This window comes from Streptomyces sp. NPDC043861 (assembly GCF_056435905.1).
On the sequence record NZ_JBWKDP010000013.1, the window covers coordinates 266,340 to 292,650 of the forward strand.

22 protein-coding genes are annotated in these 26,311 nt (G+C 69.3%); 12 read left to right on the forward strand and 10 right to left on the reverse strand.

Annotated features, from left to right (window positions below; all coding sequences use genetic code 11):
• Window positions 1-44 precede the first annotated feature (44 nt).
• Both AC068D_RS27470 and AC068D_RS27475 read left to right on the forward strand, forming a co-directional pair.
• Window positions 45-1,268: a PP2C family protein-serine/threonine phosphatase gene (locus AC068D_RS27470; RefSeq protein ID WP_478825753.1), complete on the forward strand. Its 1,224-nt coding sequence runs from the start codon at window positions 45-47 to the stop codon at window positions 1,266-1,268.
• Window positions 1,269-1,353: 85 nt separating this feature from the next.
• A complete protein-coding gene (locus tag AC068D_RS27475) occupies window positions 1,354-3,789 on the forward strand; it encodes a SpoIIE family protein phosphatase (protein ID WP_478825754.1) in 2,436 nt (811 codons plus the stop codon).
• 183 nt (window positions 3,790-3,972) lie between these two features.
• Here the strand turns inward: AC068D_RS27475 and AC068D_RS27480 are convergent, their stop codons facing one another.
• On the reverse strand, window positions 3,973-5,310 hold the full coding sequence (locus AC068D_RS27480) for an alpha/beta hydrolase family protein (protein WP_478825755.1): 1,338 nt from the start codon (window positions 5,308-5,310) through the stop codon (window positions 3,973-3,975).
• 155 nt (window positions 5,311-5,465) lie between these two features.
• On the opposite strand from AC068D_RS27480, the gene AC068D_RS27485 reads away from it, so the two are divergent.
• Complete coding sequence (locus AC068D_RS27485; RefSeq protein ID WP_478825756.1) at window positions 5,466-6,449, forward strand: ArsR/SmtB family transcription factor; 984 nt, start codon at window positions 5,466-5,468, stop codon at window positions 6,447-6,449.
• Between the two features lie 58 nt (window positions 6,450-6,507).
• Here the strand turns inward: AC068D_RS27485 and AC068D_RS27490 are convergent, their stop codons facing one another.
• A complete protein-coding gene (locus tag AC068D_RS27490; protein ID WP_478825757.1) occupies window positions 6,508-6,852 on the reverse strand; it encodes a hypothetical protein in 345 nt (114 codons plus the stop codon).
• Between AC068D_RS27490 and AC068D_RS27495 the strand changes: the two genes are divergently transcribed.
• The 3 genes from AC068D_RS27495 (at window position 6,845) to AC068D_RS27505 (ending at window position 9,033) form a co-directional block, all read left to right on the forward strand.
• Window positions 6,845-7,012, forward strand: coding sequence for a hypothetical protein (locus AC068D_RS27495; RefSeq protein WP_478825758.1), 168 nt, complete (start codon window positions 6,845-6,847; stop codon window positions 7,010-7,012). The two genes, AC068D_RS27490 and AC068D_RS27495, sit on opposite strands and share 8 nt — an antisense overlap.
• Window positions 7,013-7,451: 439 nt before the next feature.
• Window positions 7,452-8,342: an endonuclease/exonuclease/phosphatase family protein gene (locus AC068D_RS27500; RefSeq protein WP_478825759.1), complete on the forward strand. Its 891-nt coding sequence runs from the start codon at window positions 7,452-7,454 to the stop codon at window positions 8,340-8,342.
• A gap of 79 nt (window positions 8,343-8,421) precedes the next feature.
• Entirely contained in the window at window positions 8,422-9,033 is a 612-nt protein-coding gene (locus AC068D_RS27505; protein ID WP_478825760.1) for a gamma carbonic anhydrase family protein, read from the forward strand.
• 94 nt (window positions 9,034-9,127) lie between these two features.
• On the opposite strand, the gene AC068D_RS27510 is transcribed toward AC068D_RS27505, so the two are convergent.
• On the reverse strand, window positions 9,128-10,036 hold the full coding sequence (locus AC068D_RS27510) for an oxidoreductase (protein WP_478825761.1): 909 nt from the start codon (window positions 10,034-10,036) through the stop codon (window positions 9,128-9,130).
• Window positions 10,037-10,195: 159 nt separating this feature from the next.
• On the opposite strand from AC068D_RS27510, the gene AC068D_RS27515 reads away from it, so the two are divergent.
• On the forward strand, window positions 10,196-10,975 hold the full coding sequence (locus AC068D_RS27515) for a DUF817 domain-containing protein (protein ID WP_478825762.1): 780 nt from the start codon (window positions 10,196-10,198) through the stop codon (window positions 10,973-10,975).
• Between the two features lie 83 nt (window positions 10,976-11,058).
• On the opposite strand, the gene AC068D_RS27520 is transcribed toward AC068D_RS27515, so the two are convergent.
• Window positions 11,059-13,146, reverse strand: coding sequence for a neutral/alkaline ceramidase (locus AC068D_RS27520; protein WP_478825763.1), 2,088 nt, complete (start codon window positions 13,144-13,146; stop codon window positions 11,059-11,061).
• 246 nt (window positions 13,147-13,392) lie between these two features.
• Window positions 13,393-14,601 (reverse strand): MFS transporter, encoded by a 1,209-nt coding sequence (locus tag AC068D_RS27525; protein WP_478825764.1) that lies wholly within the window; start codon window positions 14,599-14,601, stop codon window positions 13,393-13,395.
• 299 nt (window positions 14,602-14,900) lie between these two features.
• Here AC068D_RS27525 and AC068D_RS27530 point away from each other — a divergent pair, with 299 nt between their 5' ends.
• The gene (locus AC068D_RS27530) at window positions 14,901-16,595 is read left to right on the forward strand and encodes a ricin-type beta-trefoil lectin domain protein (protein ID WP_478825765.1); all 1,695 of its coding nucleotides are present in this window, start codon (window positions 14,901-14,903) and stop codon (window positions 16,593-16,595) included.
• A gap of 87 nt (window positions 16,596-16,682) precedes the next feature.
• Here AC068D_RS27530 and AC068D_RS27535 read toward each other — a convergent pair whose 3' ends face one another.
• Entirely contained in the window at window positions 16,683-17,141 is a 459-nt protein-coding gene (locus AC068D_RS27535; RefSeq protein ID WP_478825766.1) for a transglycosylase SLT domain-containing protein, read from the reverse strand.
• A 357-nt stretch (window positions 17,142-17,498) separates the two neighbouring features.
• Here AC068D_RS27535 and AC068D_RS27540 point away from each other — a divergent pair, with 357 nt between their 5' ends.
• Window positions 17,499-18,008 (forward strand): DUF5954 family protein, encoded by a 510-nt coding sequence (locus AC068D_RS27540; protein ID WP_478825767.1) that lies wholly within the window; start codon window positions 17,499-17,501, stop codon window positions 18,006-18,008.
• Between the two features lie 215 nt (window positions 18,009-18,223).
• Here the strand turns inward: AC068D_RS27540 and AC068D_RS27545 are convergent, their stop codons facing one another.
• Window positions 18,224-18,913 (reverse strand): HAD family hydrolase, encoded by a 690-nt coding sequence (locus tag AC068D_RS27545; RefSeq protein WP_478825768.1) that lies wholly within the window; start codon window positions 18,911-18,913, stop codon window positions 18,224-18,226.
• Window positions 18,914-19,752: 839 nt separating this feature from the next.
• Here AC068D_RS27545 and AC068D_RS27550 point away from each other — a divergent pair.
• Window positions 19,753-20,319 (forward strand): DUF3152 domain-containing protein, encoded by a 567-nt coding sequence (locus AC068D_RS27550; RefSeq protein WP_478825769.1) that lies wholly within the window; start codon window positions 19,753-19,755, stop codon window positions 20,317-20,319.
• Window positions 20,320-20,534: 215 nt separating this feature from the next.
• Here AC068D_RS27550 and AC068D_RS27555 read toward each other — a convergent pair whose 3' ends face one another.
• Window positions 20,535-21,590, reverse strand: coding sequence for a serine/threonine-protein kinase (locus AC068D_RS27555; protein ID WP_478825770.1), 1,056 nt, complete (start codon window positions 21,588-21,590; stop codon window positions 20,535-20,537).
• An 81-nt stretch (window positions 21,591-21,671) separates the two neighbouring features.
• Here AC068D_RS27555 and AC068D_RS27560 point away from each other — a divergent pair, with 81 nt between their 5' ends.
• Both AC068D_RS27560 and AC068D_RS27565 read left to right on the forward strand, forming a co-directional pair.
• Complete coding sequence (locus tag AC068D_RS27560) at window positions 21,672-21,797, forward strand: hypothetical protein (protein WP_478825771.1); 126 nt, start codon at window positions 21,672-21,674, stop codon at window positions 21,795-21,797.
• 316 nt (window positions 21,798-22,113) lie between these two features.
• Complete coding sequence (locus tag AC068D_RS27565; RefSeq protein WP_478825772.1) at window positions 22,114-22,539, forward strand: hypothetical protein; 426 nt, start codon at window positions 22,114-22,116, stop codon at window positions 22,537-22,539.
• Window positions 22,540-22,616: 77 nt separating this feature from the next.
• Here AC068D_RS27565 and AC068D_RS27570 read toward each other — a convergent pair whose 3' ends face one another.
• Window positions 22,617-25,061 (reverse strand): SpoIIE family protein phosphatase, encoded by a 2,445-nt coding sequence (locus AC068D_RS27570; RefSeq protein WP_478825773.1) that lies wholly within the window; start codon window positions 25,059-25,061, stop codon window positions 22,617-22,619.
• A 656-nt stretch (window positions 25,062-25,717) separates the two neighbouring features.
• Window positions 25,718-26,311, reverse strand: a 594-nt coding sequence (locus tag AC068D_RS27575) for a pyridoxal-phosphate dependent enzyme (RefSeq protein WP_478825774.1), incomplete at its 5' end; no start/stop codon positions are given.

Genomic DNA, 26,311 nt, shown 5'->3' on the forward strand with positions numbered 1-26,311 from the left:
AGACAACGGGGAAAGGACCATGGGAACGGCAGGCGCGTGATGGCATGACTATCGACTACGCAACGCTGTTCGCCGCCACGCCCAGTCCCTATCTGGTCCTGGACACACGTTTCGTGATCGTTGATGTCAACCGTGCCTACCTCGATGCGACCCTGCGTACGCGAGAGGACCTCATCGGGCAGTTCGTCTTCGACGCCTTCCCGGACAATCCCGCCGATCCCGAGGCCGACGGGGTTTCGAATCTCGACGTCTCGCTGCATCGGGTCCTGGACACGCGCAAGCCCGACTCGATGGCGCTGCAGAGGTACGACATTCCCCTCGTGGACCGGCCCGGTGCTTTCGAGGAGCGGTGGTGGTCCACGATCAACACCCCGGTCGTCGCAGCGGACGGTGACATCGCATGGATCATCCACCGGGTCGAGGACGTGACCGCTTTCATCCTGGCCCGCCACCAGGGCACGAGCCCCAGCGAGCGGGAGGTGGAGATGGAGGCCGAGCTCTATGCGCGGGCACGTGAGCTTCAGCGGCTCAACGAGGAACTGCGCCACGCCCATGCCCGCGAACGCCAGGTGGCGCTCACTCTCCAGGAAGCGATGCTCCATGCACCGGACCTGGTCAAGCACCAGGACATCGCGGTGCGCTATCTGCCCGCCATCGGATCACTGAACGTCTGCGGCGACTGGTACGACATCGCCGACCTCCCCGACGGGCGCTTCGCGGTGGCGGTCGGCGACGTCGTGGGCCATGGGCTCGAGGCGGCAACCGTCATGGGGATGCTGCGCAGCGCCCTGAGCGCTGCGACACGCGCGGTGGAAGGGCCGGCGCAGGCGCTCGAGGTCCTGGGTCTGTACGCACGATCCGTGGAAGGCGCGTTGGCCGCCACCGCGGCCCAGGTGGTGGTCGACACCAGCCGGCATCTGATCACCTACAGCAGTGCCGGCCACCCACCGCCCGTCCTGCTGCACCGCGACGGGACCTGGGAGCTCCTGGACCAGGCCACCGATCCACCGCTCGGTGCACGGCCCGCCCATGTGCCCCGCCCGCAGATCAGCCGCCCCTACACCGCGGACGCGGCGCTGGTCCTCTACACCGACGGACTCATCGAACGCCGGGGCGAGGACATCGACACCGGTCTCGCCCGACTCACCGCCGCCCTGTCGGTGCACCACCGGCTGGGTGCGGAAAGGCTCGCGGACTCGGTGCTGGCGGAACTGGGCGTCAGCAGCGGCGCCCACGACGACATCGCCCTTGTCATCGTGCGTCTGTGACGTGCCCCGCGGCGGTGCTCCCGCTGTTGCGCGCGTCTGACGGCAGGCGGATTCTGGACGTGATGAAGTGGGCCGGTGGGGCGCCATGAGCGCAGGGAAGACAGCCGGGAACGGCGATTTCCGGGGCCCCCTGGACGTCACCAGGGCCGCCACGGTGGTGCTCGACAGCCGGGACGCCGTCATCGGCTGGAGTGCCGGGGCGCAGAGTCTGCTCGGTTACCGGCCGCACGAGATCATCGGACGGCCTCTCGGCACTATTCTGAGACCCGCACCTGAGCCTTCGCCCGCACCCGCACTCGTCGGTCCCTCGGGCCCGCCGCCCTCGTCACCGCTGGAGGGGAGCGACGTACGCATCGCCGAGCACCGGGACGGCCACCGCCTGGAGCTCGTGACCGTCGTCTGTCCGCTGTCCGGCCAGGGACCCGCCGAACGTGTCCTCGTGGCGGCGGAGCGCGAAGGGCTCATCCTGTGGGAGTCCCGGCTCGCCATGCTGCACGGTCTGGCCACGCAGTCTCCCGTCGGCCTTGCCATCCATGACACCGACCTTCGCCTGACCTGGTGCAATGCTGCATACGAGGAAGAGATCGGGCTGCCGTTCGACGCGTTCCGCGGCAAGCGGGGCTCGGAGCTGTATCCCGAGGGCAGGTTTGTGACACCGGGATACCCGCAGACCCTCGACGCCGTCCTGAGGCATGTACTGGAGACCGGTGAACCCTTCCTCGACCTGCACTTCCGGGGAGAGCAGCCCAGTGACCCAGGAACCGAGCACCTGTGGTCCTGTTCCTACTACCGGTTGCAGGACCCCGACGGTTATGTCTTCGGCATCTGCGAGGACGCCTTCGACATCTCCGAGCGCTACGAGGCACAGCGGCAACTGAACCTGCTGGTGGAAGCCGGGCGTCAGGTCGGCACCACGCTGGACGTCATCGTCACCACCGAGGAACTGGCCGAGGTGGCCGTCCCCCGGTTCGCCGACATCGTCGAGGTCGACGTCGCCGCCGCGGTGCTGGAGGGGGAAGCACCCGGCGCCCCCGGAACGGCAGGCACCGAACTGATCCGCACTGCGGGCCGCTGGGCGACGGGTGACGGGAGGGCAGAGGCGGCCGGACCGCGGTTTCATCCGTCGCGTCCCGTCGTCTACCCGCCCGGCTCCCCCCAGTACCGCAGCTTGTCCTCCGGGGGCCTCGTCCGGGACGAGGACACCCTGGTCGTGCCGTTGCGGGCCGGGGGCAACGCCCTGGGTCTGGTCACCTTCGTGCGCGGCAACAGGCCGGGAATCTTCGACAGCGGAGCCGTCGCACTGGCGGACGAGCTGGTGGCGCGGGCAGCGGTGTGCATCGACAACGCCCGGAGGTTCACTCGCGAGAGCGCGGCGGCACTGGCCCTCCAGCGTCAGCTCCTTCCCCGGCACCTTCCGCCGAACTCGGCGGTGGACATGGCCCATCGCTATCTGCCGACGGACGACGTGACCGGTGTGGGGGGAGACTGGTACGACGTCATCCCCCTGTCCGGCACGCGCGTCGGGCTCGTGGTCGGGGATGTCGTCGGCCACGGCCTCCACGCCGCCGCCACCATGGGCCGCCTGCGCACGACCGTGCGAGCTCTCGCGCCCATGGACATACCTCCGGACGAGTTGCTCAAGCGCCTCGACGACCTGGTGGGGCAGGCGGCGGAGGACCGCGAGGGCGCCCCCTGCGGCGACGGCGACGGCGACGACGTGGCCACCGGCTCCACCTGTCTGTATGTCGTCTACGACCCGACGTCGCGGGGCTGCACCATGGCCCGCGCCGGCCATGTGCCGCCCGCGATCGTGTTCCCCGACGGTCGTGTCACCTTCCCCGACCTGCCCCCCGGTCCGCCGCTCGGACTGGGCGGGCTGCCGTTCGAGTCCGTGGAGATCGAGCTTCCGGTGGGCAGCCTGGTGGCGTTGTTCACCGACGGTCTGGTGGAGTCCCGGGACAGGGAGATCGACGAGGGGCTGGAGGCTCTGCGTACCGTCCTCGGTGACGACCGGGGCTCCCTCGAGGACCTGTGCGACCGCCTCGTCTCCGATCTGCTGCCCGGCGGCACGACCACCGACGACACCGCCCTGCTGCTCGTGCGCACGCGTGAGCTCGACAGGAACAGGGTCGCCACCTGGAACCTGCCGGTCGAACCCGTCGCAGCGAGCAACGGCCGGGAGCTGGCCGCCGGAAGGTTGCGCGACTGGGGACTCGAGGAACTGGTGTTCTCCACCGAACTGATCGTCAGCGAACTGGTCACCAACGCCGTGAAGCACGCCGAAGGCCCGCTGAACCTCCGCCTCATCCATGACAGCACCCTTGTCTGCGAGGTCTCGGACGGAGGCCACACCTCCCCCCACCTCCACCACGCCGCGGACGACGACGAAGGCGGGCGCGGACTGTTCATCGTCGCTCAGCTCGTCCAGCGATGGGGGACGCGTTACAGCCCCTCGGGCAAGACCATCTGGACGGAACAGGCGCTGCCGCGGCCCGATGACCCAGCGGCCCTTCCGGTGTGAGCCCCTGTCCGCAGGGCGGGGCTGGGCACGCACGCACACGTGGCCCGGCAGGCCGTACCGTCGCCTCCCCCGATGGTGACATGATGTCACCCACACAGCTGTGCACGGCCGACCGGGGGAGCGGCTGTCCACAGGACGGACATCGGCGTCGCTGCCGGGACGACCTTCGTGTTCCTCGGCCCGTCAGCGTGAGGGCGAGCACTGGAGGTGCCGGGCGAAGAACGCGACCACGTGGTTGCGCACCAGGGGCACCGACCGTGCCGGATCGATGGTGCCCGTCAGGCTGTTCCGGTCGGCTGCGGTGATGAGTCCGGCGGCCTGAAGCTGCGGCGCCATGGAGGCGAAGTCGGTGAACACCCAGTGCGTGGCGCCGTACAGCCGCTGCCTGCGAGAGCATCCACGCGGATGCGACATCATCGCCGACCAGGAACGCTCCAGCTCTGGGCGATGTGTGAACCCGTCGGTGTCCACCAGGAGCAGTGGCCTGTCCACCCCGTGCCGGGCGACCGGGAACAGTTCGCCCTCCCGGCCGGGCGTCGTCGACGGATGGTCCAGATAGCCCTCCAGATTGATCGCCGCGCCGATGCGGTGGTCCTCGTACATCACCTCCGCCGCGGTGGTGCCCCCTGCCGAGTGTCCGTAGACGCCGATGTGCCGCAGGTCCAGGGCGCGGCCGAGGTCCTCCGGTACTGCGCGACCGAACGCATCGGGATTCCGGCCTGCCGCCAGTTCCCCCAACTGGTCCAGCACGAACCGGATGTCCGCCACCCGGGCGCCGATCGCGGTACGGAAGAGGCTCGGATCGGTACGGGGGTCCTTCCGGAAGACGGTGGGGCGGATGTTCTCTTTCCGGTACGTCGTCGTGCCGGGGAACTCGACCTCCCCCGCATCTCCGGGGTGGTCGACGGTCACCACCACGAAGCCGCGGCCGGCCAGCTCCTCGGCGACGCCGGTTCCCAGGGTCCGCGGGTCGCCACCTCCCGGGCTGTACAGCACCACCGGCCGCCGCACCGGCTGCGCGGGCGCCCCCTGATGTGCATGCGTCAACGTGGCCGCCCAGTTCACACCCGCCCTGGGGAGCTGCCGGTGGGGGAGGTTGACGTCGAGCTGTCCGAACAGCTCCGCAGCATCCCGTGTCATCTGGGGTGCGACCGGGTAACCGCGGACGGAGCGGGCCGGGTAGAACACCGTCACCATCACTTCCCGTACGGGCAGTTCGGGGTCCCACGGATCGCGCCTGGAACGGTCGGCCAGACAGAGCGTGGTGAGTCCGATCCGGTGCGGTCCGCTCGGCGCGGGCAGCCGCAGGGCGACATCGTCAGCTGCTCGTGCCGGCATGGGGGCGAGGCCGCCGCTGATCACCATCGCAGCAGTCGCCACAGCCGACTTGGTGAACGTTCGCCGGTCCACTCCGGTGGTACGCCCCCCGACGGGGGTCTCGCCCTCGGAACCGTTCTGCGGACCGCCACCCGGTCCCTGCGCGCCGATGCGCTCACCGTCACCCATCGTCCTGCGGAACATGGTTCCCCCTCGAGTCCTTGTGATCTCGGTCGTTGCGCCTTCCGGCGGCCCTGCGTGAATGCGGGGCATGACGTGCATGCTGGCGCCGGGTGGGGTGGCCGGGCGATGGTTCAGGCCCAGCCCGAAACGATGGCGCGGAAGAGCAGGGGAGAGTAGTGATCCGGATTCATTTCACGGCTTCCGACTTCGCCAGGGTCAGGTTCGCGCCCAGGCCCGCTCCGCTGCAGGAGCTGAACACGGCGTTCATGAAGATGTTCCACGACGACGACGCACTGCTCTTCGGCCGTTGGAGACGGCGGCTGTTCCGGTCGCTGCCTGCCGCGGTCGGGGCGCTGAGGGACCTGGTTCCCGCCGAGAAGGCCCCCGGGTTCATCGACGTGTTCAGCGACAGCCTGGACGAAGGGCTGGACACCGTGCGTGCATGCCCGGACCTCGTCCGGTCCGAGATGGAACGCGTGTACGCCGGGACTCGGGCGCCGGCACCACAGTGGATCCGCGATCTGCACCGCGGGGACAGCGGCGCCTGGCAGCTTCTGCGCCGTGCGCAGCAAGCGGCGTTCGACACCGTGCTGCGCCCCGTGTGGCCCCTGGTGCAGGACCTGCACCGGACCGAGTTCACCCGGCATGCGCTCACCGTGGCCGAACACGGCATCGGCGCCGCGCTGACCGTCCTCGTCCCGGGCACCCGGCTGCACAACGACATCTGGGCGTGGGAGGAGCCGGGCGAGCGTGACATCGAGCTGCGTGGCCGAGGGCTGGTGCTCCAGCCCACCTTCCACTGGACGGGCCGTCCCCTCGTCGCCGATCTGCCCGGGCGCCCCCTCTTCCTGACCTATCCGGCCGGTCCGGGCATGCCCCTCCTGCCGGCCGTGGTCGACAGCACGGAGAGCGCACTTGCCGCGGTGCTCGGACGGACGCGCCTCGACATCCTGCTCCTGCTCGCCGACGAGCACAGCACCAGTCGCCTCGCGCGGCGGCTGGGGGTGAGCAACGCCACCGCCTCTGCTCATGCGACCGCGTTGCGCGGCGCCGGCCTGATCACCACGGTCCGAGCCGGCCGGTCGGTCCTGCACCGGCGCACCGCGATGGCCGACCTGCTCGTCCAGCGGCGCAACGGAACGCCGCGCACGGTGGCTTGACGCCGCAGCCGGTCGACGCCCCCTGCTGCCGGCGACGACGGAAAGCGTTCGGCCCGGATCAGCGGGGTGAGAAGGGGAGCGCGGCTATCACGCCGGCCAGTGCGGGCGGTGGGGCCGGATCACCGGTCACGACCTCGTGGCCGGCAAAGATGATCGCGTACACACGCCCGTCGGGGATCGGCTCGCCCATCGACCTCCGGGGGAGGCTCGGGAAATCCGCCTCCGCGAGAGCCTTGCGGAGCAGATCGAGCTCGGACGCCTTCATACGGCCCGTTTCGTCAGACCGACCGCGCTCCACACGCCTGTAGGTTCCGTCGCCGCTGACGATGACGCTCTCGTGGCGTCCGTCGATGCCGCCCGTCATCGTCGCTGCGACCAGCTGTTCGTCCTTACCGGTGGGCACACCGGTCGGGGCAGCGGGCGAGCTGCTCGTCGGTTCGCCCCGCGTCGCTCCGGCACTCGACGCGGGCGCCGACGAAGTCGCCGGAGTCGACGGCGGGGACGACGATGCGCGCGTGGCGGGCACGCTGCGTGTGGATTCGCCGGATCCCCCGGTGCCCTGACCGGTGCACCCCGATACGAGCAGAGCCGCGGCCAGCAGCACGATGGCACCCGAGAACCGTCTCATTTGCCCCACCCGTCATCCTGACCCCGCCGAGGGCGCTCGCCGCTCGTCCCTTTGAGGATGCCCGAGCGTGCGCCGACAGGGGAGGGGGCGTGGTGCCGTCGGGCCTGCAGATGATGGGGGCGTGGTGCCGTCCGGCCGGCAGATGATCCTGCCGAAACCGGTTCCGGGGCTCCCGGCCGGGTCCCGGAACCGGATCTCTGCGCCCTGCGTCCCCGTCCGCGGGGGATCCGTCGCGAGGGAAAGCGAAGAAGGCTGCGGCCATGGGCACACCCGCTGTGATGTTCCGGAGGCTGCGGGCCGGCCGGAGCGGTCGAGCGGACGAAGGGCAGGGACCGGCACCGTCCCGATGGACACGCGGGCGTGCGCTGGCACTGATGGCCGTGCTCGATGCCTGCCTGTTGGCCTTCCACCCCGCTGTGCCCAATACCGTCGGTCGGTTGGGCAGCCTCCTGGAGACGTTTCTCCCCTGGCTGGGGCTTGCCGTTCCGGTCCTGGCCGGTTCCGCTCTGAAACGCCGTTCGGCAGTGGCACTGATCGCTCTGCTGCTTCCCGCTCTCACCTGGACGGGCCTCTTCGGCGGACCACTGCTGCCCGGCCGGAGTCCGACGCACGACATCACGGTCGTCCAGCACAACGTCAGTGACGAGAACTCCGATCGAGCAGGCACGGCCAGTGCTCTGAAGGAGGCCGGGGCGGACCTCATCGCCCTGGAGGAGCTGACATCCTCAGCCGTGCCAGCCTTCTCGGCGGCGCTGGCCCGGCACCATCCGCACCATGCGGTGGTGGGCACGGTCGGGCTCTGGTCGAAGTACCCGCTCACCGATGTGCGTCCGGTGGACATCAGGCCGGAGGGGATCGCGGACGACTGGAGCCGCGGACTCAGGGCCACCGCGCGGACACCGCTGGCCGACGTTGCCGTCTATGTCGTGCACCTTCCTTCCGTGCGCCTCGGTGCGACGACGGGATTCAGCTCGGCCCGGCGGGACGAGAGCGCGGTGCTGCTCGGAGCCGCGCTGGCGGCCGAGCCACTGGACACGGTGATTCTGGCGGGGGACCTCAACAGCACGATGGACGACCGCGGACTGGCCCCGGTCAGTGCGCAGTTGGACACCGCGGATTCGAGGTTCGCGTTCACCTGGCCCGCAGCGTTTCCCCTGGCGCGGATCGATCAGATCCTGACCAGGTCGGCGACCGTCACCGACATCCGGTCGCTGCCGGCGACCGGGAGCGACCACTTGCCCCTTGTTGCGCACATCAGACTGTGACCGCCCGTCACCCGACTGCACGGCCGACACGTCCCCACGGCAGGTCCGGGTGCCGGGAGACATGCGTACGCTCCAGGGCATGTTGCTCGAGCATCGTGGGAAGTCGCCCGTGGTTCCCGAGTCCGCGTATGTCGCTCCCTCGGCGGTGCTGTGCGGTGCGGTCGTCCTCGGCGAGCGGGCATGCGTCCTCCACGGGGCGGTGCTCACCGCCGAGGACGGCGAGGTCCGTACCGGTGCCGATGTGGTGGTGATGGAGCATGCGCTGATCCGCGGCCGGTCCGGGCACCCGGCGCTCGTGGGAGACGCGGTCCTGATCGGTCCGCACACCCACGTCAACGGGGCGGTCATCGAGGACGAGGTCTTCGTGGCCACGGGGGTGTCGATGTTCCCCGGTGCCCTCGCAGGGGCACGCAGCGAACTGCGGATCAACAGTGTGCTGCACGTCAACTCGCGGCTCGAGCCGGAGACGGTCGTCCCCATCGGATGGATCGCCGCAGGGGATCCCGCCGAACTGTTCTCGCCCGACAGGCATGCCGAACTGTGGGAGACACAGCGTGGTCTCGACTTTCCCGGCACGGTCCACGGTGTCCCCCGGGGTACCCCGATGCGGACCCTCATGGCGCGTCAGGCACGGTACTACGGGGCCCATGCACACGATCAGCGGCTCGACGAGGCACCCGACGGCAGATGATCCGCCGATCGCTGAAAGCCGAGCCGCCGACGGCTTGCACGGCCGGTCCCCGCGCCGGTACGCCCGGGAGGCTGCGCCGGCTCGGTGCTGAAGCTCACGCGTCGAGCGGGCGCAGCGATTCGAGTCGGGTCAACTCGTCCTGCGACAGCCGCAGCCCGCAGGCGGCCACATTCTCGGCCAGGTGGTCGGGGTTGCCAGTGCCGGGAATGGCCAATACGTGCGGGCCGCGCTGGAGCGTCCACGCCAGACGCACCTGGGCGGGCGTCGCCCCGTGGGCGCGTGCGACCGCGCGCAGTTCGTCGCTCGCGACACCCACCATCCCTGCCTCGCGGCCCGTTCCGGCCATCGCGAAGAACGGCACGAACGCGACCCCCTGATCGCCGCACATCTGCAGGAAGCCGTCGTCCTCGCGGTACGAGTCGAGACCGTAGCGATTCTGCACACACACCACCGGTGCGATGGCCCGAGCCTCGGCGAGATGCTCGGGGGTGACGTTGGAGATGCCCAGATGCCGGATGAGCCCGGCCTCCCGCAGCTCGGCCAGCGCGCCGAACAAGTCGGCGATGGAGCCGTCCTTCAGGCTCGGTGCGACCCGCAGATTCACCAGGTCGAGGTGGTCGCGGCCGAGCTGGCGTAGGTTCTCCTCCACCTGCCCGCGCAACTGCCCGGGCGCGGCCCACAGCCAGTCACCCGAAGGATCTCTGCCGGGCCCGACCTTGGTGGCGATGACCAGATCATCGGGATACGGGGCCAGTGCCCGGTTGATCAGCTCGTTGGCGGAGCGAAGCGAGGAGAAGTAGAACGCAGCGGTGTCGATGTGGTTGACGCCGAGCTCGACCGCGCGTCGGAGGACACCGATCGACCGTTCCCGATCGCTCGGCACTCCGAGATCGAATGCGGCACTGCCCGTCAGACGCATCGCACCGAATCCCATCCGGTTGACGGTCAGGTCGCCGAGCTTCCAGGTGCCGGCGGCTGCCGCCGTTATCGTCTCAGAGGTCATGATCGGAGTCTTTCATGCGGTCTTCCGAAGCCGCATTGCGGACAGCGCACTCGCGACCGGCGGGCCCTCGGGCCGGGAGGCCCGTCCCCGCGACGGTCTGCCCCGGCACAGGCTCACATCCACGGAAAACCATTTGAGCCTCACTGGCGTCCTTCCGGTATGAGCAAGATCCTCGGCGGGACACGTCAGCTGGTCAGGTTCGCGGTACTGCAGGCGCGGTGCTGCGCCTTCGCGGTGATGCTGGTCGGAGGCATCGCCGTTTCCCGGATGCTGCCGGAACTGCCCGTCGCGCGCTATGACCTGGTGCTCGCCTACGGTGTGCTGCTCACGGTCGTCGCACGGCGGGTGGGCTGGGAAAGCGGGCGGGACACGCTGGTGATCGCCGCATGCCATGCCGTTGGGCTGCTGTTCGAACTGGTCAAGGTCCAGCTCGGGTCGTGGATCTACCCGGAGGACGCGGTGACGAAGATCGCCGGCGTGCCGCTGTACGGCGGATTCATGTACGCGGCTGTGGGCAGTTATGTCTGCCGCGCCTGGCATCTTTTCGACCTGAGGTTCAGCGGCTACCGCGTCACCGCGACCGCCTTGGTGTCGGCGGCCGTGTACCTCAACTTCTTCACCCACCACTGGCTGCCCGACGCCCGCTGGCCACTCGCGGCCGCGATGGTGGCCGTCACCGCCGGCGCCTGGGTCGGCTTCACCGTCGGCGAGCGCCAGTACCGCATGCCGCTCGCGGTCTCCTTCGTCCTGATCGGCTTCTTCCTGTGGGTCGCGGAGAACGCCGCGACCTACGTCGGTGCCTGGAGCTACCCCCACCAGTTGGAGGCCTGGCAGCCGGTGCCACTCACCAAATTCGGCGCCTGGTCCCTGCTCATCAGCATCACCTTCGTCCTCACCGAGCGGGCGAAGGCGGGCAATCTGCCCCGAACGGCGGCGTGAGACCGCGGCCAGGACCGTGCGATGTGCCCGGGCGCCGGCCCGGCGGGGCCGGTCGTCCTCGGCAGTGCATCGACGATGCCCGCTCAGCGCACCGTGAACGTGGGCGACGTTCCCGTGAACGAAGTGATTCTGCCGAAGATGTTCTTCGCGTCCCCGAAGTGGACCAACCGGTATGTGCCCGGTGCGGTGTCCGGCTCGATGGACCAGGTGACGGTGGCCTTCGACGTGCCGGTGAGGCCGTTCGTCCGTGTCCACCGATAGGTGGTCTGCCAGTCACCGTCGTCGAGCACCCGTGTCCACTTTCCGTCGACGAGCCGCTGCACTTCCAGGAACGTGCCGCCCCGCCGCAGATTGTTCTTCGGGTGGCCGGTGGCGAATTCGACGGTTGCCGTCTCGCCTCGCGCATACGAGGCCGCAGGCCGGGCCAGGACTGCGCCGAACGCACTGCCCAGCGGCGGATTGTCGTACACGACGCCGGTCTGCAGAGTGAACTGGCGGCCGGACTCATCGGGCGGGGCGGACCCTCGTCCGGCCGGGGTGCCGTCACGCAGGGATGCGGCGAGCCTGGCGTACTCCTGCTGGTAGGCAGGCAGCGTGTACCGGCCGTAGAGGGTGGAGCCGCCCTCGTACTGCTGGGCGTCGTACTCCTCCGGTGTCGTCACGTACTGACTGTAGGAGTTGGCGTATCCCTGCAGCAGTACCCGATCGAGCGGGACACCGAGCTGATCCGCCACGGTGCGGCGGATGCGCAGACCCGACGCGATGGTGAACTCACCCGGGCCCGCGACGAGATGCAGCTGCCCGATCTTGACGATCTGCAGTGGGAGGATCCTGGGGGTCACGGGATACAGGCCGCTGAGAATGCCGGTGGGAACCAGGCTTGCCTTGGGGTACTGACAGCTCGCGAGCCAGGACGGGGTGTCCACGCGCAGTGCGTCGATGATGTGGGAGACCGGATTGCGCATGCCCTCGGTGAATCCGGGGATCGCCGGACCGTCCTCCACGCTGCCCGCCAGGGTGGCCGCACCGACGACGGCCGGGCAGGTGCGGTGTTCCTTGCCGTCCGGGGTGTAGGCGCCGCTCACGGTCACGTTTTCCATGTCGACGTACATCAGGCGGGCGTCGATGCTGCCCGCGAGAGGAGTGCCCGCGTTCCTGAATGTCTCACGGGCCTTGGAGAACTGGCGCTCACCGATGATGCGCATGTTCTCGAATTCGTCCTCGGTGGGCCCCGATCCCGGCCTCAGGTTGAGGTTCGGCGACATGTCACCGGCATTGGTGTTGGGAAAGGCGGCGACGAATCCCGGTGTGCTGTCGAGATATCTGACGCCCTCGTGGTCGTGCTCCCACCTGTACGAGGCGTAGCCCTTGTTGTCGGGGCTGATCAGCGTGTTCTTGTTGGTGATCGAAGTGTTGTGGGTCGCGAACCAGCTGATCGCCCCGGCGTCGCGCTCGCCCTGACGGAAACGCAGTACGGTCATCGCCGGGTCGATCGCACCGGGGAACGCAGCACGGTCCGCAACGGGGTTCCTGTCGAACGCCGTACGGGACCGGTTCACGCTGGCGTCGCCGAGCGTGCCGGTGCCGAGGCTGATGGTGCCGGGCTTGAGGTCCTCGTGGGCCTTGACCACGGACTCGACGATTCCGTCGATGATCGCCTGGTAGGTGCCGTTCTGGAAACCGAGGACGGAGAGGTTGTAGGCGAGATGGTGCGAGTAGCCGCCCGGCCCGGAGTGCGTGTGCGTGGCAGAGAGCAGCACGTTCTCGTCGTCGTACAGAGCGCCGTACCGTGCCTTGAGACGGGAGACGACGCCCTGCTGCACGGACTGGAAGATCATGGCGAGATCGGCGTTGACGTACACCACGCGTCTGCCGCTCGCCCGGTCGACGACGACGAAGGCGCGGGACCGCTGCCGCTGGTGGATGCCGGAAGTCTTCTGGTCGAAGCTGGAGTAGCCCATCATGCCGGTTTCCGCGGCCTCACCGGTCACGTCCGAGATGCCGAGCCCGACGAGGTAGTTGCCCGCGCCGTCGGCCCCGGCTGCGGCGGACACGGCGGCGGGCTCCGAGGCGAAGGCGGAGGACGGTACGCCGGTCGACGCCAGACCCAGAACCGTGATGATCGGGACGAGGCGGAGTCCACGTGGGTACCTTCGGCGGGCGGGAGCCATGGAACCTCCTGTGTGGGGGATGAAAGCACGAGGTCCGGTCCCGGTCGGCGGCTCACCTCCCGGGGGTGTCCCGAAGGTAGGGCCGGGAAGCGCAGGCCGCAATGGTTCTTACCGATGAGTAGTCAAATCCGTAAGAGCAACGTTCCCGGTGAGGTTCACGGACGCCCTGCCCTGGGGTCTTTCGTTTGGATCGGGCTGGATCGGCGTGCCGGGCACGCGCGCCCGGCAATATCCAAACGAGAGGTCCTACGTCTCCACGGGGGGCCTGAGCGCGGAGTAGGTCCCCGCGCACGCCGCCAACAGCATCACGCACCCGGTGAACACCAGTCCGGCTTCGCGCAGACCCAGCCACATGGCCATAGCGCCCACGCCGACGACCGGCAACGAGATTCCGGTGTAGGCGACCACGAAGAACGCCGAGATGGTGCCGCCCCGTTGTCGTTCCGGGGCGGCGTTGCTGACCAGGGTGAGTGCCGCGCGGAAGGACAGTCCCTGACCGGTACCCCCGCACAGGGCGCCGATGACGAGCAGCAGCAGTGACTCGGCGATCAGCGACGAGGCGACGAACAGCAGACCCAGGACCAGAACGGCGCATCCCACGGGGAGCGATCGGCGCGCGCCGATGCGTTGCGTCAGTGACTGCCCTGCCGTCGAGGCGAGGAACACCGAGAATGCCACCGCACCCGAGACCGCCAGATTGTGCACGCCCAGTGTCTGCGAGGCGAAACTCGGCGCGACCGCGGTGAACAGCCCCAGTAGCGCGAATCCGGCGAAGGCGGCCACCGCGGCGGGCGCGAACACCCCCTTCACCTCCGGCGGCACCGTGACACCCTGCGGCTGCAGAGGCGGCCACCGCTTGGGTTTGTCCACCGTTTCCGGCAGCAACCAGACGATGCCGCCGGCCACGACCACCAGCCCCAGATGGACCCAGAAAGGCAGTAGCAGCGGTGCGTTCCCGTACTGTGCGAGCAGCCCGGAGAGCAGTGGTCCGCACCCCAGGCCTCCCATGTTCGCGGCGGTCGCGGCGAAAGCGGCCCGAGCCTTCTGCCCAGGACCGGCCAGTTCGATGATGGCTGCTGTCGCCGTGCCGCTCAGCAGACCGGCGGCGAAGCCCGACAGCAGCCGCCCCGCGAAGAGCAGGGGCAGACCGTGCTGCAGCAGGAAACACCCGGCACTGGCGGCCGACGAGGCCATCGCGCACATCAGCACCGGTCTGCGCCCGACTTCGTCGGAATAGTTTCCCGCCACCAGCAGTACGGTGATGACCGCGACGGCATAGACGGCGAAGACGACGGTCACCATCAGTTCGGAGAAGCCGATCTGTTCCTGGTAGAGGCCGTACAGCGGTGTAGGCAGGGTCGTCCCGGCCATCCCGATGGCGAACACCACGGCTGCTGCCGGATAGCCCGGACGCCGGACTCCGCCGGCACTCGCCGTGCACTTGCGAACAGTCACACAGGTCACCCTATGAGCGCAGGGCCGTGGGTACCGCCCGGCACGAGTGGGGCGCGCCGCGTCGAAGGTGCAGGTGTGTGCGGCTCCTGACCCGTCCCGGCGGACCACAGGGAAGCCCTACTCCGCGAGTGGATGGAGTCAGTTGACGACTTACCCACGGAAACATCTTTCCCCGCAGGTCCCGCTGCTTCACCATGGGCTCTTGTTTCCAGCAGGTAACTCCCGGCGCGTCTGCGACGACGGGCACGTCGGTCGTGCCGTCGTGCCGTCCGTGCCGCAGTGAATGAGGAGTCAAGAGGGTGCCAGAGCTCCACCATGTCGGTCCGGATCCCTCGGACGAGACAGCGGTCCACGCCGCGTTGTCGGACGCGGAGCTCACCGAACGCATCCGGGCCGGCGCCCCACCGGCGTATCCCGCCACCCAGGAGCTCAAGCGCCGCCATCTGCCTGCCGTGCTGTCCTATGCCCGGCTCTGCGGACGCAATCAGGTCGCCGGGAACCAACTGGCCGTCCAGGCTTTCGGCCTGGCGGCCCAGGAGGCGTGCCGGGGCATCGAGCCCCGGGGAAACTGGCGGCATCATCTGCTGATGCTCGTTCAGCGGGTGGCGCTCACCTGGGCAGCCGGCAGCCGCCGTGATCGGCTCCAGCCCGACTTCGTCGCCTGGATCGACGACACCGACGACTTCCGCGCACCCGGCCTGTCCGAACCCCGGCGCCATCGGTTCGAGGATTCGTCCGCCATGCTCACGGGCTTCTACCGGCTGCCGGCCCTGACTCGGGGCGTCCTGTGGTACTCCGTGGTGGACGAGGAGCCCGACGACACGGTCGCCGTTTTCCTCGACATCCATCCCGCCCTCGTCCCCGAGCTGCGGGACAAGGCGCAGAACGCCATGCGCCAGGCCTATCTCCAGGCCTTTCTGGAGCGTGCAGGGGACCCGAAGTGCCTGGGGTACCGCCGCATCATCGAGGCGGCGGCGCGTCCGGGGGACCGGCGCAGCAGCGCGGACCTGACGTTCCATCTGGCGGAGTGTCCGGGATGCGCACGACTGGTGGCAGAGCTCACGCGCATGGCCGACAACCCCCGGCCGGTGTTCGCCGAGGGCCTGCTCGGGTGGGGCGGAAGAGCCTATGCGACCCGTGATGCGGGGCGGGCGCCTCTCGAGCCCCCACCGGCCGAGCCCGACCGGCCGACGCGAACGGCCCGGATGTCGGGGTTCTTCGCCCACGGCGGTCCGTCGAAGGGGGAGGGGCCACTGAAGGGAAGGCTGCGGTCGTCGCGGTCCGTCGTCCTGGTCGCCACGGCCGTCGCGGGCACCGTCGTCGCGGCCACTGCGCTGGCAACCGCGTCCGGAGACCCGGCCCCGGCCCGTGAGCGCATCGAGTCGTCGCCGTCCCAGGCCGTCCGGCCCACCGCGACCGTATCCGCGACCGTTCCCACCCCATCGCCGAGCCCCACCGGAACGCCGTCGCAACGGCCCTCCCGGTCGCCGAGCCGGGAACCATCGCCTCCGCCCTCCAGCGCGCCGGCGCCCACTCCGTCGAAGAGCGAACCGCCCAGGCCCGTGCCCATCGTCGCGGGAGGCGGTTTCGCCCCGGTCGTCAACTCGGAGTCCGGATTGTGTCTGGACATCGAGAACGGGGTGATGGAGAACCGGACCGACGTCATCACAGCCCTCTGCACCGGCGCCCGGACCCAGCAGTGGAGCCTGGATGCCATCGGCCTTCTGCGCAGTGACGCCGATCCCGACTACTGCCTGGACTCGCGGGGTGACACCGACCGTGGTGTCGGCATCTGGACCTGCGACTCCGTGAACGGCAGGAACGGTCTGAACCTGCTCTTCACGGTCGATGCATCGGGCGTCATCCGTCCGAGGATCGCGCCGGACTTCGCCCTCGAACCCCGAGGACGCTCCGAAGGCAGTTCTCTCGACTTCGACCCGGCCGACGGGGACAGGGACCAACGCTGGACGGCGGGCACCGGAACGCGGGGCTGACTGGCCCGGCCGGTGATCCCGCGGCCACTGACGCGCAAGACAGGAAAACGGTTTATGTCCGTTTTATGGTTTAGTGCCCGTATCTATTTAATAGGGTCCGTTGACGTTGTCGATGGATCCGTAGCGCTTGGCTGCGTAATTGCAGGCTGCCGTGATGTTGGCAATTGGGTCATAGATGTCCCATGATGTGCCGTCCACGTGGTATGTCCGAAATGTGGGGTCAATGACCTGCATGAGCCCCTTCGACGGAATGCCTGCCTTCGCGTTCGAGTCCCACAGGTTGATGGCGAACACATCACCGCTCGACTCGCGCATGAGGTTCCGGTGGATGCCGTCGTAGCTTCCGGGGATCCCCTCGGCCTTCATCACCAGCAGTGCGTGCTTGATCCAGACGTCGAGTCGCTGCGGGCTGGCCGGAGCCGCCGCGGCCGGGGTGGGGAGGGCCGCCGTCGTCACTCCGAGCAGGACGGCCGCGGTGGCGGTGCCGCCGGCGAGCCGCCTGAAGATCTTCGACTTCGCCTGCTTCGGGAGGATGGAAACTCGCATGAGTCGCCCTTTCCTGTGAATTTTGATGGTGATCCCATGCAAGGCGGTTCATCAGGGAATGGGAATTTCCGCCGGGGTTTCCCAGGATCCGAGTGGGGCGCTTCTGCGGCAAGTGTCTTTTTTGTGATTGCCACCACAAGTGCATCAAATAGGTCGTGCCCGATTTGCCAGGTATATACGGAACCCTGTCTGAAGGTCGATACTCCCGTCGGATGGGCCGTGTCGGATCGTGTGGCCGGCCCGTGGTGAACGGAAACCATCGCGCAGGCGATCGCCTTCCATCGCAACCGGTCGATATCGAGCCGGTGTTGAACGTTCTGCTGCGCGAGCCCGCACGCACGCGCAAGGCTCCGGTCCATGGTGGAAGAAGGGCAGAGCGGCGGACACGACGAGTCGACGAGCGGCACGGAGCCTGGGGATGAGGAACTGACCCGGATGCTGAGACTGGGCGAGCGCGAGGAGATGCTGCGCCGCCGCTACCCCTTGGTGCAGGGGGCTCCGTTCGGGTCGATGTACCAAACACTGTGCGTGGCGTATTCCGCGATGGTGTGCGAGCACGGGGGCTGGCGGCAGCTCTTCCCCGCAGTGCGGACCGTCGAGGAAGCCTGCGCCGGTCTCGCCGACGTCTTCCGGGCAGGAGCCCGTGCCGAATCCGCCGACATCGACGGGAGACCCCATACCGTCGCGGAGCTCAGCAGGCTCGCGGCGAGAGCGGAGGCGGGCGAGCTCCAGATCATGCACGGAGGCTGTCTGTACCGCGTGGTACGGATCGAGCAGGTCATCGACATGCAGGAAACCGGTCCGCGCCCGCCCTGCCCGGACGACCGTTTCTTCGACGCCGCGCTCGACAATCGCTACTGGGCCTGACGCGAGCCTCGCGGGCGAGCCGCCCGGGGCGTACAAGTGGCCGCGGATGCCGGGGCGTTCGTCCCGGCATCCGCCCGTGAGCATCGGCGGTCCGCCCGCACGGTGCCGCATGCCGCCCTGAGCGCCGCTGCCTTGGCCATCTCCTGGCCCCTGAATTCCGGAACGGGTCTTCCCGGCAACGGATTCCGTTTCCGTGCACCGGCCGGGACCGGCGCTCAGTGGACCGCAGCCCTCTCCGTTCGAAACCGGCCGGCGAAGGCGAGGATGTGGGGCACGGCGGCACGGAGGCTCTCGAAGTGACGATGCACGCCACCCACCGCGGTCGGCCCGTTCACGCCCCACACCGTCATGCCGGCTCTCAGGCCCGACTCCACGCCGGCCGGGGCGTCCTCGATGACGAGACAGTCCTCCGGCTCGGCGCCGAGCCGCTGCGCGGCCAGCAGATAGGGCACCGGCGACGGCTTGCCCTCCTCCACCGCGCCGGCATCCACGACGAGTGGGGGGACGGGCAGGCCGGTCCGAGCGAAGCGACCGCGAACGCGGTGCTCGTAGTTCGAGGTCACCAGCGCCCACGACTCGGGTGCCAGCGCCTCGAGCAGTTCCTTCGCGCCCTCGTAGGCCCCGTACACACCGGACTGGACGTCCTCGTCCTCCAACTCGTGCAGAGCGGCCAGGCACTCCTGCGGATCGTGATGCGGAGCGACCGCGGCGAAAGTCTCCATCGGCCTCGTCCGCAGCGCCACCTGGTAGACGGCATGCGGATCCAGCCCGTACCGCTCCGCCCACGTTCCCCAGACCCGGCGTTGATTGTCCAGAGCGTCGATCAAAGTGCCGTCGACGTCGAAGAGGACGCACCGCCTCGCGCCGGGGCGAACGGGTCGTTTCGTAACACCGTGTCTCGTCACACGGCGATCATGCCAGCCCCCGTTCCCTTGCCGGCGCCCCGTCGGTCCGCTCCCCAGTCGACGATCAGAACTTCGATGCCCCATCCCACTCCTGTAAACGCAGGGCTTCACCGGTTGGCCGAGGCGGGCAGGTGGAGTGCGGCAGAGGCTGCCTCCCGTTGACATGCGTGGACAGGGAGGGAGGAGCGGTGTGCAGCCGTGGTGACAGCGCCGGCGGCACTGCGGCAGTCCACCCGCTGCGGCGACGGCAGGTGCCCGGATCGATGTGTCGCAGACCGTCGGTGGTTACTGTTTTGTGACAGTTCGGGCCAGGTGCGATCACATGGCAAACGCAGCATCGGCGCCCATGACCGTGCACCATCCGACGCCTTCGACGCCCCCGCACCGCAGCCGCAGCGGCTCCTCGCACGCCTCTGTGCGCAGGAGACGCAGGCAATGGGACCTGCAGACGGCCCGCGTTGTGCCTGCCCGGTGCTCCTTGCCGATTCCCCCCTGCAGCAAGGGGCTCTGTCATGGGTAGACGTGCCGCCGGCCGGGGAAGGCGCAGAAGGCATCGGGGAGTCTTCAGCCACGAAAGGCTCACCCGCTTCACACTTGGCGTGGCGCTTGCAGGCTCGATCCTCGGTGGTACTGTCCTCGTCCGCTGGTACGGGGACGAGGGGCGTGCGTCCGGCACGGCGGGCGAGGGTGTTCGGCCGGCGGCGCCGTCGGAAGCGACCACTCCCGACCCTGATCGTCCGGCACCTGCGCAGAGTCCCAGGCACCCGGCGGCCCCGCCGCCGGAATCGCCGGAATCGCCTGAACCCGCGAAGCCCTCCGAGTCCGCGAAGCAGCCCAAAGTGCCTGCAGCCGGGACGGGTAGGTTCGTCACGGCCAAGGCATCCGGCCGTGCGGTCGGTTCCGGGCCGCTGCGTCGCTTCAGTGTCCAGATCGAGGACGGCATCGACATCAAGGCCGAGGACGCGGCTTCCGAGATCCAAACGATACTCGCGGATGAGCGCAGTTGGGCGGCCCATGGACGCGGCTCCTTCCAACTGGTCTCCTCCGGAGCCGACTTCGTCATCCGAATCGCCACCCCTGCCACCGCCGACCAGCTCTGTCTCACCCAGGGCCTCGACACCCGCGGCGAGCTCAACTGCGAGACCTCCGAGGGCGTCGTGGTGAACCTGCGGCGCTGGATGCTGGGTTCACCGAAGTTCGCCGGGACGACCGCCGAGTACCGGCATCTGATCATCAATCATGAGATCGGCCACGCAATCGGTATCCGCACGCACATGGGCTGTGTGGGCCGAGGACGGCCCGCACCGGTCATGATGCAGCAGATCAAGGGCCTGAAGGGCTGTCTGTCCAACGCCTGGCCGTATGACAGGAAGGGAACCTACATCACGGGCCCGAACGTGGGGTGAGATGTGTGTGGACGGCTGCCTCTCCGCGGGCGCGCGCCTGCGAGCACCACATGGAAAGGCCGGATCCGCTGCTGTTCCGGCGTACCTGTCGCACGCCGGGTGGCGACCCGGCCGAACCCGCACGGCCGGTGATCACCCCGGCCGGGACGGGCGGCGCTGTCGGCGCAGGAGTGGTCGCGGAGCCGCCCGCGGGGCGGGCGCACTTGCCGGTGGACTCACCCGGTCCACGGGCCCGATCCGCGTGCGCCGGTCTCCTGCGGCTCGGCGTCCTGCCGGCCGAAGACCGGCCGGGCCCACGCGGGCGGATCAGGCGGCGGTCCGGGATGCCCCGGGACGGCGGCCACCCCGGGATCCACGCGTGTCGGTGGACGACTGCCCGCGGCGCTGTCGCTCGCGACGGCCCGCATGGCCGCCACGAACTCGAGGCAGGACTCGTAGCGGTCGGCGGGAACCTTCGCCAAGGCCTTGCCCAGGACGTCGTTGAAGGCCGACGCCAGCCCTGGCCGGCGTTCCGTCAGTGGCGGCGGCTGGTCGTACTGGTGAGCCCACAACAGGGCCATGTCCTCCTCGCGTTGGAAGGGCGGCCCTCCGGTGAGGGTCTCGTAGACGACGCAGGCGAGGCTGTAGAGGTCGCACCGGCCGTCGACGGGGCGACCGGAAATCTGCTCCGGCGCCACATAGTCGAGAGTGCCCACGAACTCGCCCACGGTGGTGAATCCGGTGAGCGACAGGGACTTCTTCGTCAGCCCGAAGTCCGTGAGGTAGACGTGCTCGGGGTGATCGCTGTCCGTACCCTTGGCAACCAGGATGTTGCCGGGCTTCACGTCCCGGTGGACCAGGTCGTGTTCATGGGCGGCGTCCAGTGCTGACGCCACCTGGGCGGCGACACGGACGGCTTTCGCGACGGGGAGCGGGCCGTCCCGGTCGAGCAAGGCCCGCAGATCGAGCCCGGAGACATAGCGCATCGCGATGTACAGGACGCCGTCGGTCTCACCGGCCTCGAAGATCGGCACGATATGGGGATGGTCGATCGCTGCGGCCACCCGCGACTCATGGGTGAAACGGCGGCGGAAGGTGTCGTTGCGGGCAAGCTCCGGGGCGAGCAGTTTCAGAGCGACCGTACGTTCCAGCCGTAGGTCCTTCGCACAGTAGACGACGGCCATGCCACCGCGGCCTATTTCACGCTCCACCCGGTAACCCGCGATCTGTGCCCCGATCAGGCCGGAGGGCCGGCCCGAGTAGACGTCCATCTCGCCAGATACCGGCTCCATCAGATGTCACCGGTCCCCGGACAGCCGCCGGCGCCGGAACGTCGGACGGAACACGACGCAAGCGCGACACTTCGTCCCGCGGTGGGAACCAGAACCCCGGTGCCGGACGGTGCGGCGCTGATGCAGGCGTACCGCCGCGAATCCGGGGCCCGTCCCGAGGACGCCTCCGGTCGCGGTCGGCGCGACAATCCGCTCCCCCATGTGTGAATTCTATCCCGATGATCCCGACAAGCCCATTTTCAGAAATAAAGCGCGCTTTGCACTGTCGATGGTCACGCGACGTGGCCGCCCGGTCCCGCGCCCCGGGCCGGCGTACTCCAGGAGGCAGCCCGCAGGCCCACCTGCGTCGTCCACGCAGATGCCGCCGGCTCCGTCAAGCCCCGAGTCCTCGGAACGTGACCGGGCTGCTCCTGTCGGGCTTCCTTGGAATGGGTTCCGCGCCGCGAGCGGCCCGGTGGGCCGACTCCCTCCGCGGCGCGGAGCTCGGCAGACGACACCCTTGTGATGGAACGGAGAGCCATCGATGTCCGGAGGTTTCTGGCAGCGTCTGATCCTGCTCGCGATGGCGTCGTCCGCTCTCACCGCGGGCAGTGTGTGTGCCCTACGGGCGCCACACACTGTCACGGCCGGAGCAGACCATGCCGCCAGTGTCACGGCATCCGGCGGCCGGCTCCCGGGCTGCGGCGAGCGCGGGGACGGCGACGGACGCGGTGTGCCCGCTCCGCCCGGTTGCTTCCGGTTGGCCAACCTGCCGGACAGGCCGAAGGACGAGCTCTCGGCAGCGGACAAGGAGCGGATCGTGGTGGCCGTGCTGTCCGGGGAGGCGGGGAGCGGCGAGGTGGCCGGCAAGTACGAGGTCGTGCAAGGCGAGATCGATGCCTGGGAGCGGGATGCGCTGGACCGTGACTCGTCCGTGCCCATCGGGGAAAGGTTCACCTTCCGGTCGTGAGCAACGGCCGCCTGCGGTGGCTGTGCGGTGGCTGTGCGGTGGGTTCGCGCGGGTTGTGCTTGGGGGGCCGGATGTGGTCAGAGCGGGGTGAGGGTCTGTTCGGCCCAGATGGTCTTGCCGATGGGGTGATGACGGGTGCCCCAGCGTTGGGTGAGCTGGGCGACGAGGAGGAGGCCTCGCCCGCCTTCGTCGTATGTGCGGGCACGTCGCAGATGGGGGGCGGTGTTGCTGGAGTCGAAGACTTCGCAGATGAGGGTGTTCTTCTCGTGGATGAGACGGAGCTGGATGGGCGGTTGGCCGTAGCGAATGGCGTTGGTGACGAGCTCGCTGACCAGGAGCTCGGTGACGAAGATCGCGTCGGACAGCCCCCAGGTGGCGAGTTGGCGGGTGGCATGTTGGCGGGCCTCGGCGACGATCGTCGGATCGGAGGAAAGACTCCAGGTGGCGACATGGTCGGCCTGGAGGGCCCGGGTACGGGCGACGAGGAGGGCGATGTCGTCCTGGGGGCGGTGGGTGATCAGGGTCGTGAGGACCCGGTCGCAGATGGTGTCGAGCGAGGGCGCAGGGTGGGAGAGGGCGGTGAACATCTTGTCCAGGGCATCGTCGATGTCGTGGTAGCGGCTTTCGAGGAGGCCGTCGGTGTAGAGAACGAGGATGCTTCCCTCCGGCAATTCGGTGTCGATGGTTTCGAACGGGAGGCCACCGAGACCGAGTGGGGGGCCCGCCGGGATGTCGAGGAAGTAGACAGTGCCATCGGGGGTGACGACGGCGGGTGGGGGATGTCCGGCTCGGGCGAGAGTGCAGTGGCGGGAGATGGGGTCGTAGACCGCGTAGAGGCAGGTCGTACCGATGCCGGCGGCGGTTTCGGCGGCGGGGTCACTCTGCGTCTCCTCGGAGGAGAGGCGGATGACGAGGTCGTCGAGGTGGGTGAGGAGCTCATCAGGGGGAAGGTCGACGTCGGCGAGGGTGCGCACGGCGGTGCGGAGCCGGCCCATGGTGGCGGAGGCCCGGATCCCATGGCCCACGACATCGCCGACGACGAGCGCAACGCGGGCACCGGACAGTGGGATGACATCGAACCAGTCACCGCCCACCCCGGCCTGGGTGCCCGCGGGCAGGTAGCGGGACGCGACCTCAAGGGCCGCCTGGTCGGGCAGTGAGTGCGGGAGCAGACTCCGCTGCAGGGTCATTGTGGTCGTGCGCTCGCGGGTGTGCCGGTGTGTGTTGTGGATACCGGTGGCGGCCGTGGCTGTGAGCTGCTCGGCGAACTGCAGGTCTTCCGATTCGAAGGGCTCGGGGTTGCGGTGGCGGCCGTAGAGGGCAACACCGAGTGTGGCGCCGCGGGCGCGCAGTGGTACGACCATGACCGAGTGAATGCCGGATTCGCGAATCCAGGCGGCGTGGGGGTCGTGGGCGGTCCAGAGGGTAATGGCGGTACTCGTGGCTTCGTACACCGCGCCACGGCCGGTGGCCAGGCACTGGCCGACCGGTGAGAGCGCCGGATAGGAGAGGGCCTGACCCACCGCCGCGGGGGAGAGGTGCGTTCCTTCGGTGAGGGATCGCACGGCGGCGCGCCGGAGGGTGACCGGCCCCTCCTGGAAGAAGTGAGGAGGTTCCTTTCCCTGCTGGGGGAGATCGAGCAGGTCGACGGCGGTGAAGTCGGCGAGGCGGGGGACGGTGACGTCGGCCAGTTCCTGTGCGGCGCGGGTGATGTCCGATGCGCTGCCGACGCGCGTGTCGGCATCGTCGAGCAGGAGCATCGGCTGCCCGGTCTCGCGTTCCTGCGCCCGGTGGTGGTGGGCCGCCAGGCAGACCGCCCGCACCTGGCCCTCGGGGTCCCTGAGCGGGGTGAGGGAGACCGGTCGGCTGTGCTGCGGACCGGAGCCCACGGGGCGCAGGGCGGACTCCAGGTGCTGCGGGTCGCCGGTCTCCAGCACCAGGCGCATGCTCGCCTCGGTCTCGTCGCTGACCGGGTGGGGCGCGATTTCCGGCAGGCGCAGTCCGCGCATCTCCTCTTCCACCAGGCGGAGCGCCTGCTCCATGCCGGCATTCGCCCGGGCCAGCCGCAGTTCCGCGTCGAAGACCGCCAGGATGCAGGGGGACTGGGTGAACGTCCACTCCTCCAGCCACTGCTCTCCCCGTGGGTGCTGCCGGCGTCCCGCGGCGGACACCACGAGCCACTCTGCGGTGCCACTCGGCGGCACCCGGCGGTGGGCGAGCAAGTGGAGCCGGAGACGACGGCCGTCCTGGTGCCGCAACGCCAGGGTGCCGCTCCACCTCTCCTGCCCGAGTGCCTGGAGCCGTCCCGCCTCTGCGACGCCGTCTGTCTCGACGGCGAGCAGACGGGCGGCAGGCAGTCCCACGGTCTGCGAGGGCGTGTAGCCGAGCAGTCGCCGGGCACCCTCGCTCCACCCCGACACGAAGCCCTGCTCGTCGATGGTGGCCATGGCCGTGTAGGCCGGCTCCACGGAAGTGTCCGCGTCGTCGGGCCGCTCACCAGGTGGGGTGGAAGGTCGCTCCATCGCCGGTCATCCCGCCCTTGCCGGTTCCCCGTCCCCGCTGTTCCCACGGGAACCTGCACGGCCGGGGCTCTTGTGACCAGGATGATCCTGCGGGGCACCGAGCACCAACGCAGAACTGCCACCAGCACGCCGCGGGTGCGGTGCGTGTCCGGCAGGGCCGGGAACAGGGGGTCGGCGGGGCGCAACGCCTCAACGTCCGTCCCCACGGTGGTCGCCGCCCCCGGCCCGTCCCGCCCCACACCCATGGCCGCCTGCGCCGGTGCCGGGTCGAGAGGGGTGCGTCATCCCGCTCGTCGCCCGGGCCCCGACGCTCCGCCGTCCGGGTGGGAACCGGCCGTGCACGGTGGGCGGCCGCGTTGCCCGCGGAGCTCATGCCCTTCGTTTTCGCTGCCCAGAGGGCCCGGGGCGGCTACTGCAACCCGGCCCGGACTCCGAGCAGCGGCATGTACGAGAGGCTGCCGCACTTTGCCCGGGGGCGTCCGGTCGGCGGAGATGTCCTTCGATGAGCCCGTCTGCCGGTGTCGGCCGAGCATGGCTCCCACCCGCGCCGCGTCGCTGCCGAGTCACCGGGGCCTGTCAGCGATACACGACACCGTCGGGTTGACCACTGCTCCCTTGGTGCGGGTGGTCGGCCTGCGGTCACCGTCGCCCGCAGATCACCCACGGGGGAGGCTGCTCGAACCTGAGGCGCTCAGGGCGCGTGTGGGTGTGGGTGGCACAGGGGAGGCCGGGAGTGGTGTGGCTGGTGTGGTGGTGGGGGTGTGGTTGCCGTAGAGGTGTTGTACCCAGTTGGTCTGGTAGATGGTTTCGAGGTAGCGCTCGCCGAGGTCGGGGGAGATGGCGACGGCGGTGGGGTTGTCGTTGGGGTGGTGGTTGAGCCAGTTGAGTGCGCCGGTGACGACGGTGCCGGTGGAGCCGCCGAAGAGGAAGCCTTGTCGGGCGAGTTGGTGGCAGGTGTGGATGGCGTCGGCTTCGTCGATGCGTATGACTTCGTCGATGCAGGACTGGTCGAGCAGGGGTGGGCGGATGCCGGCGCCGAGGCCGGGGATCATGCGTCGGCCGGGTCGGCCGCCGAAGGTGACGGAGCCGGTGCTGTCGATGGCGACGATGTGTACGGGGCGGTGCCATTGGCGGAAGTAGCGTGCGCAGCCCATCAGGGTGCCGGTGGTGCCGGCGCCGATGAAGAGGACGTCGAGGTCGGGGAACTGGCGGGCGATGGCGGGGGCGGTTTTGTTGTAGTGGGCCATGCC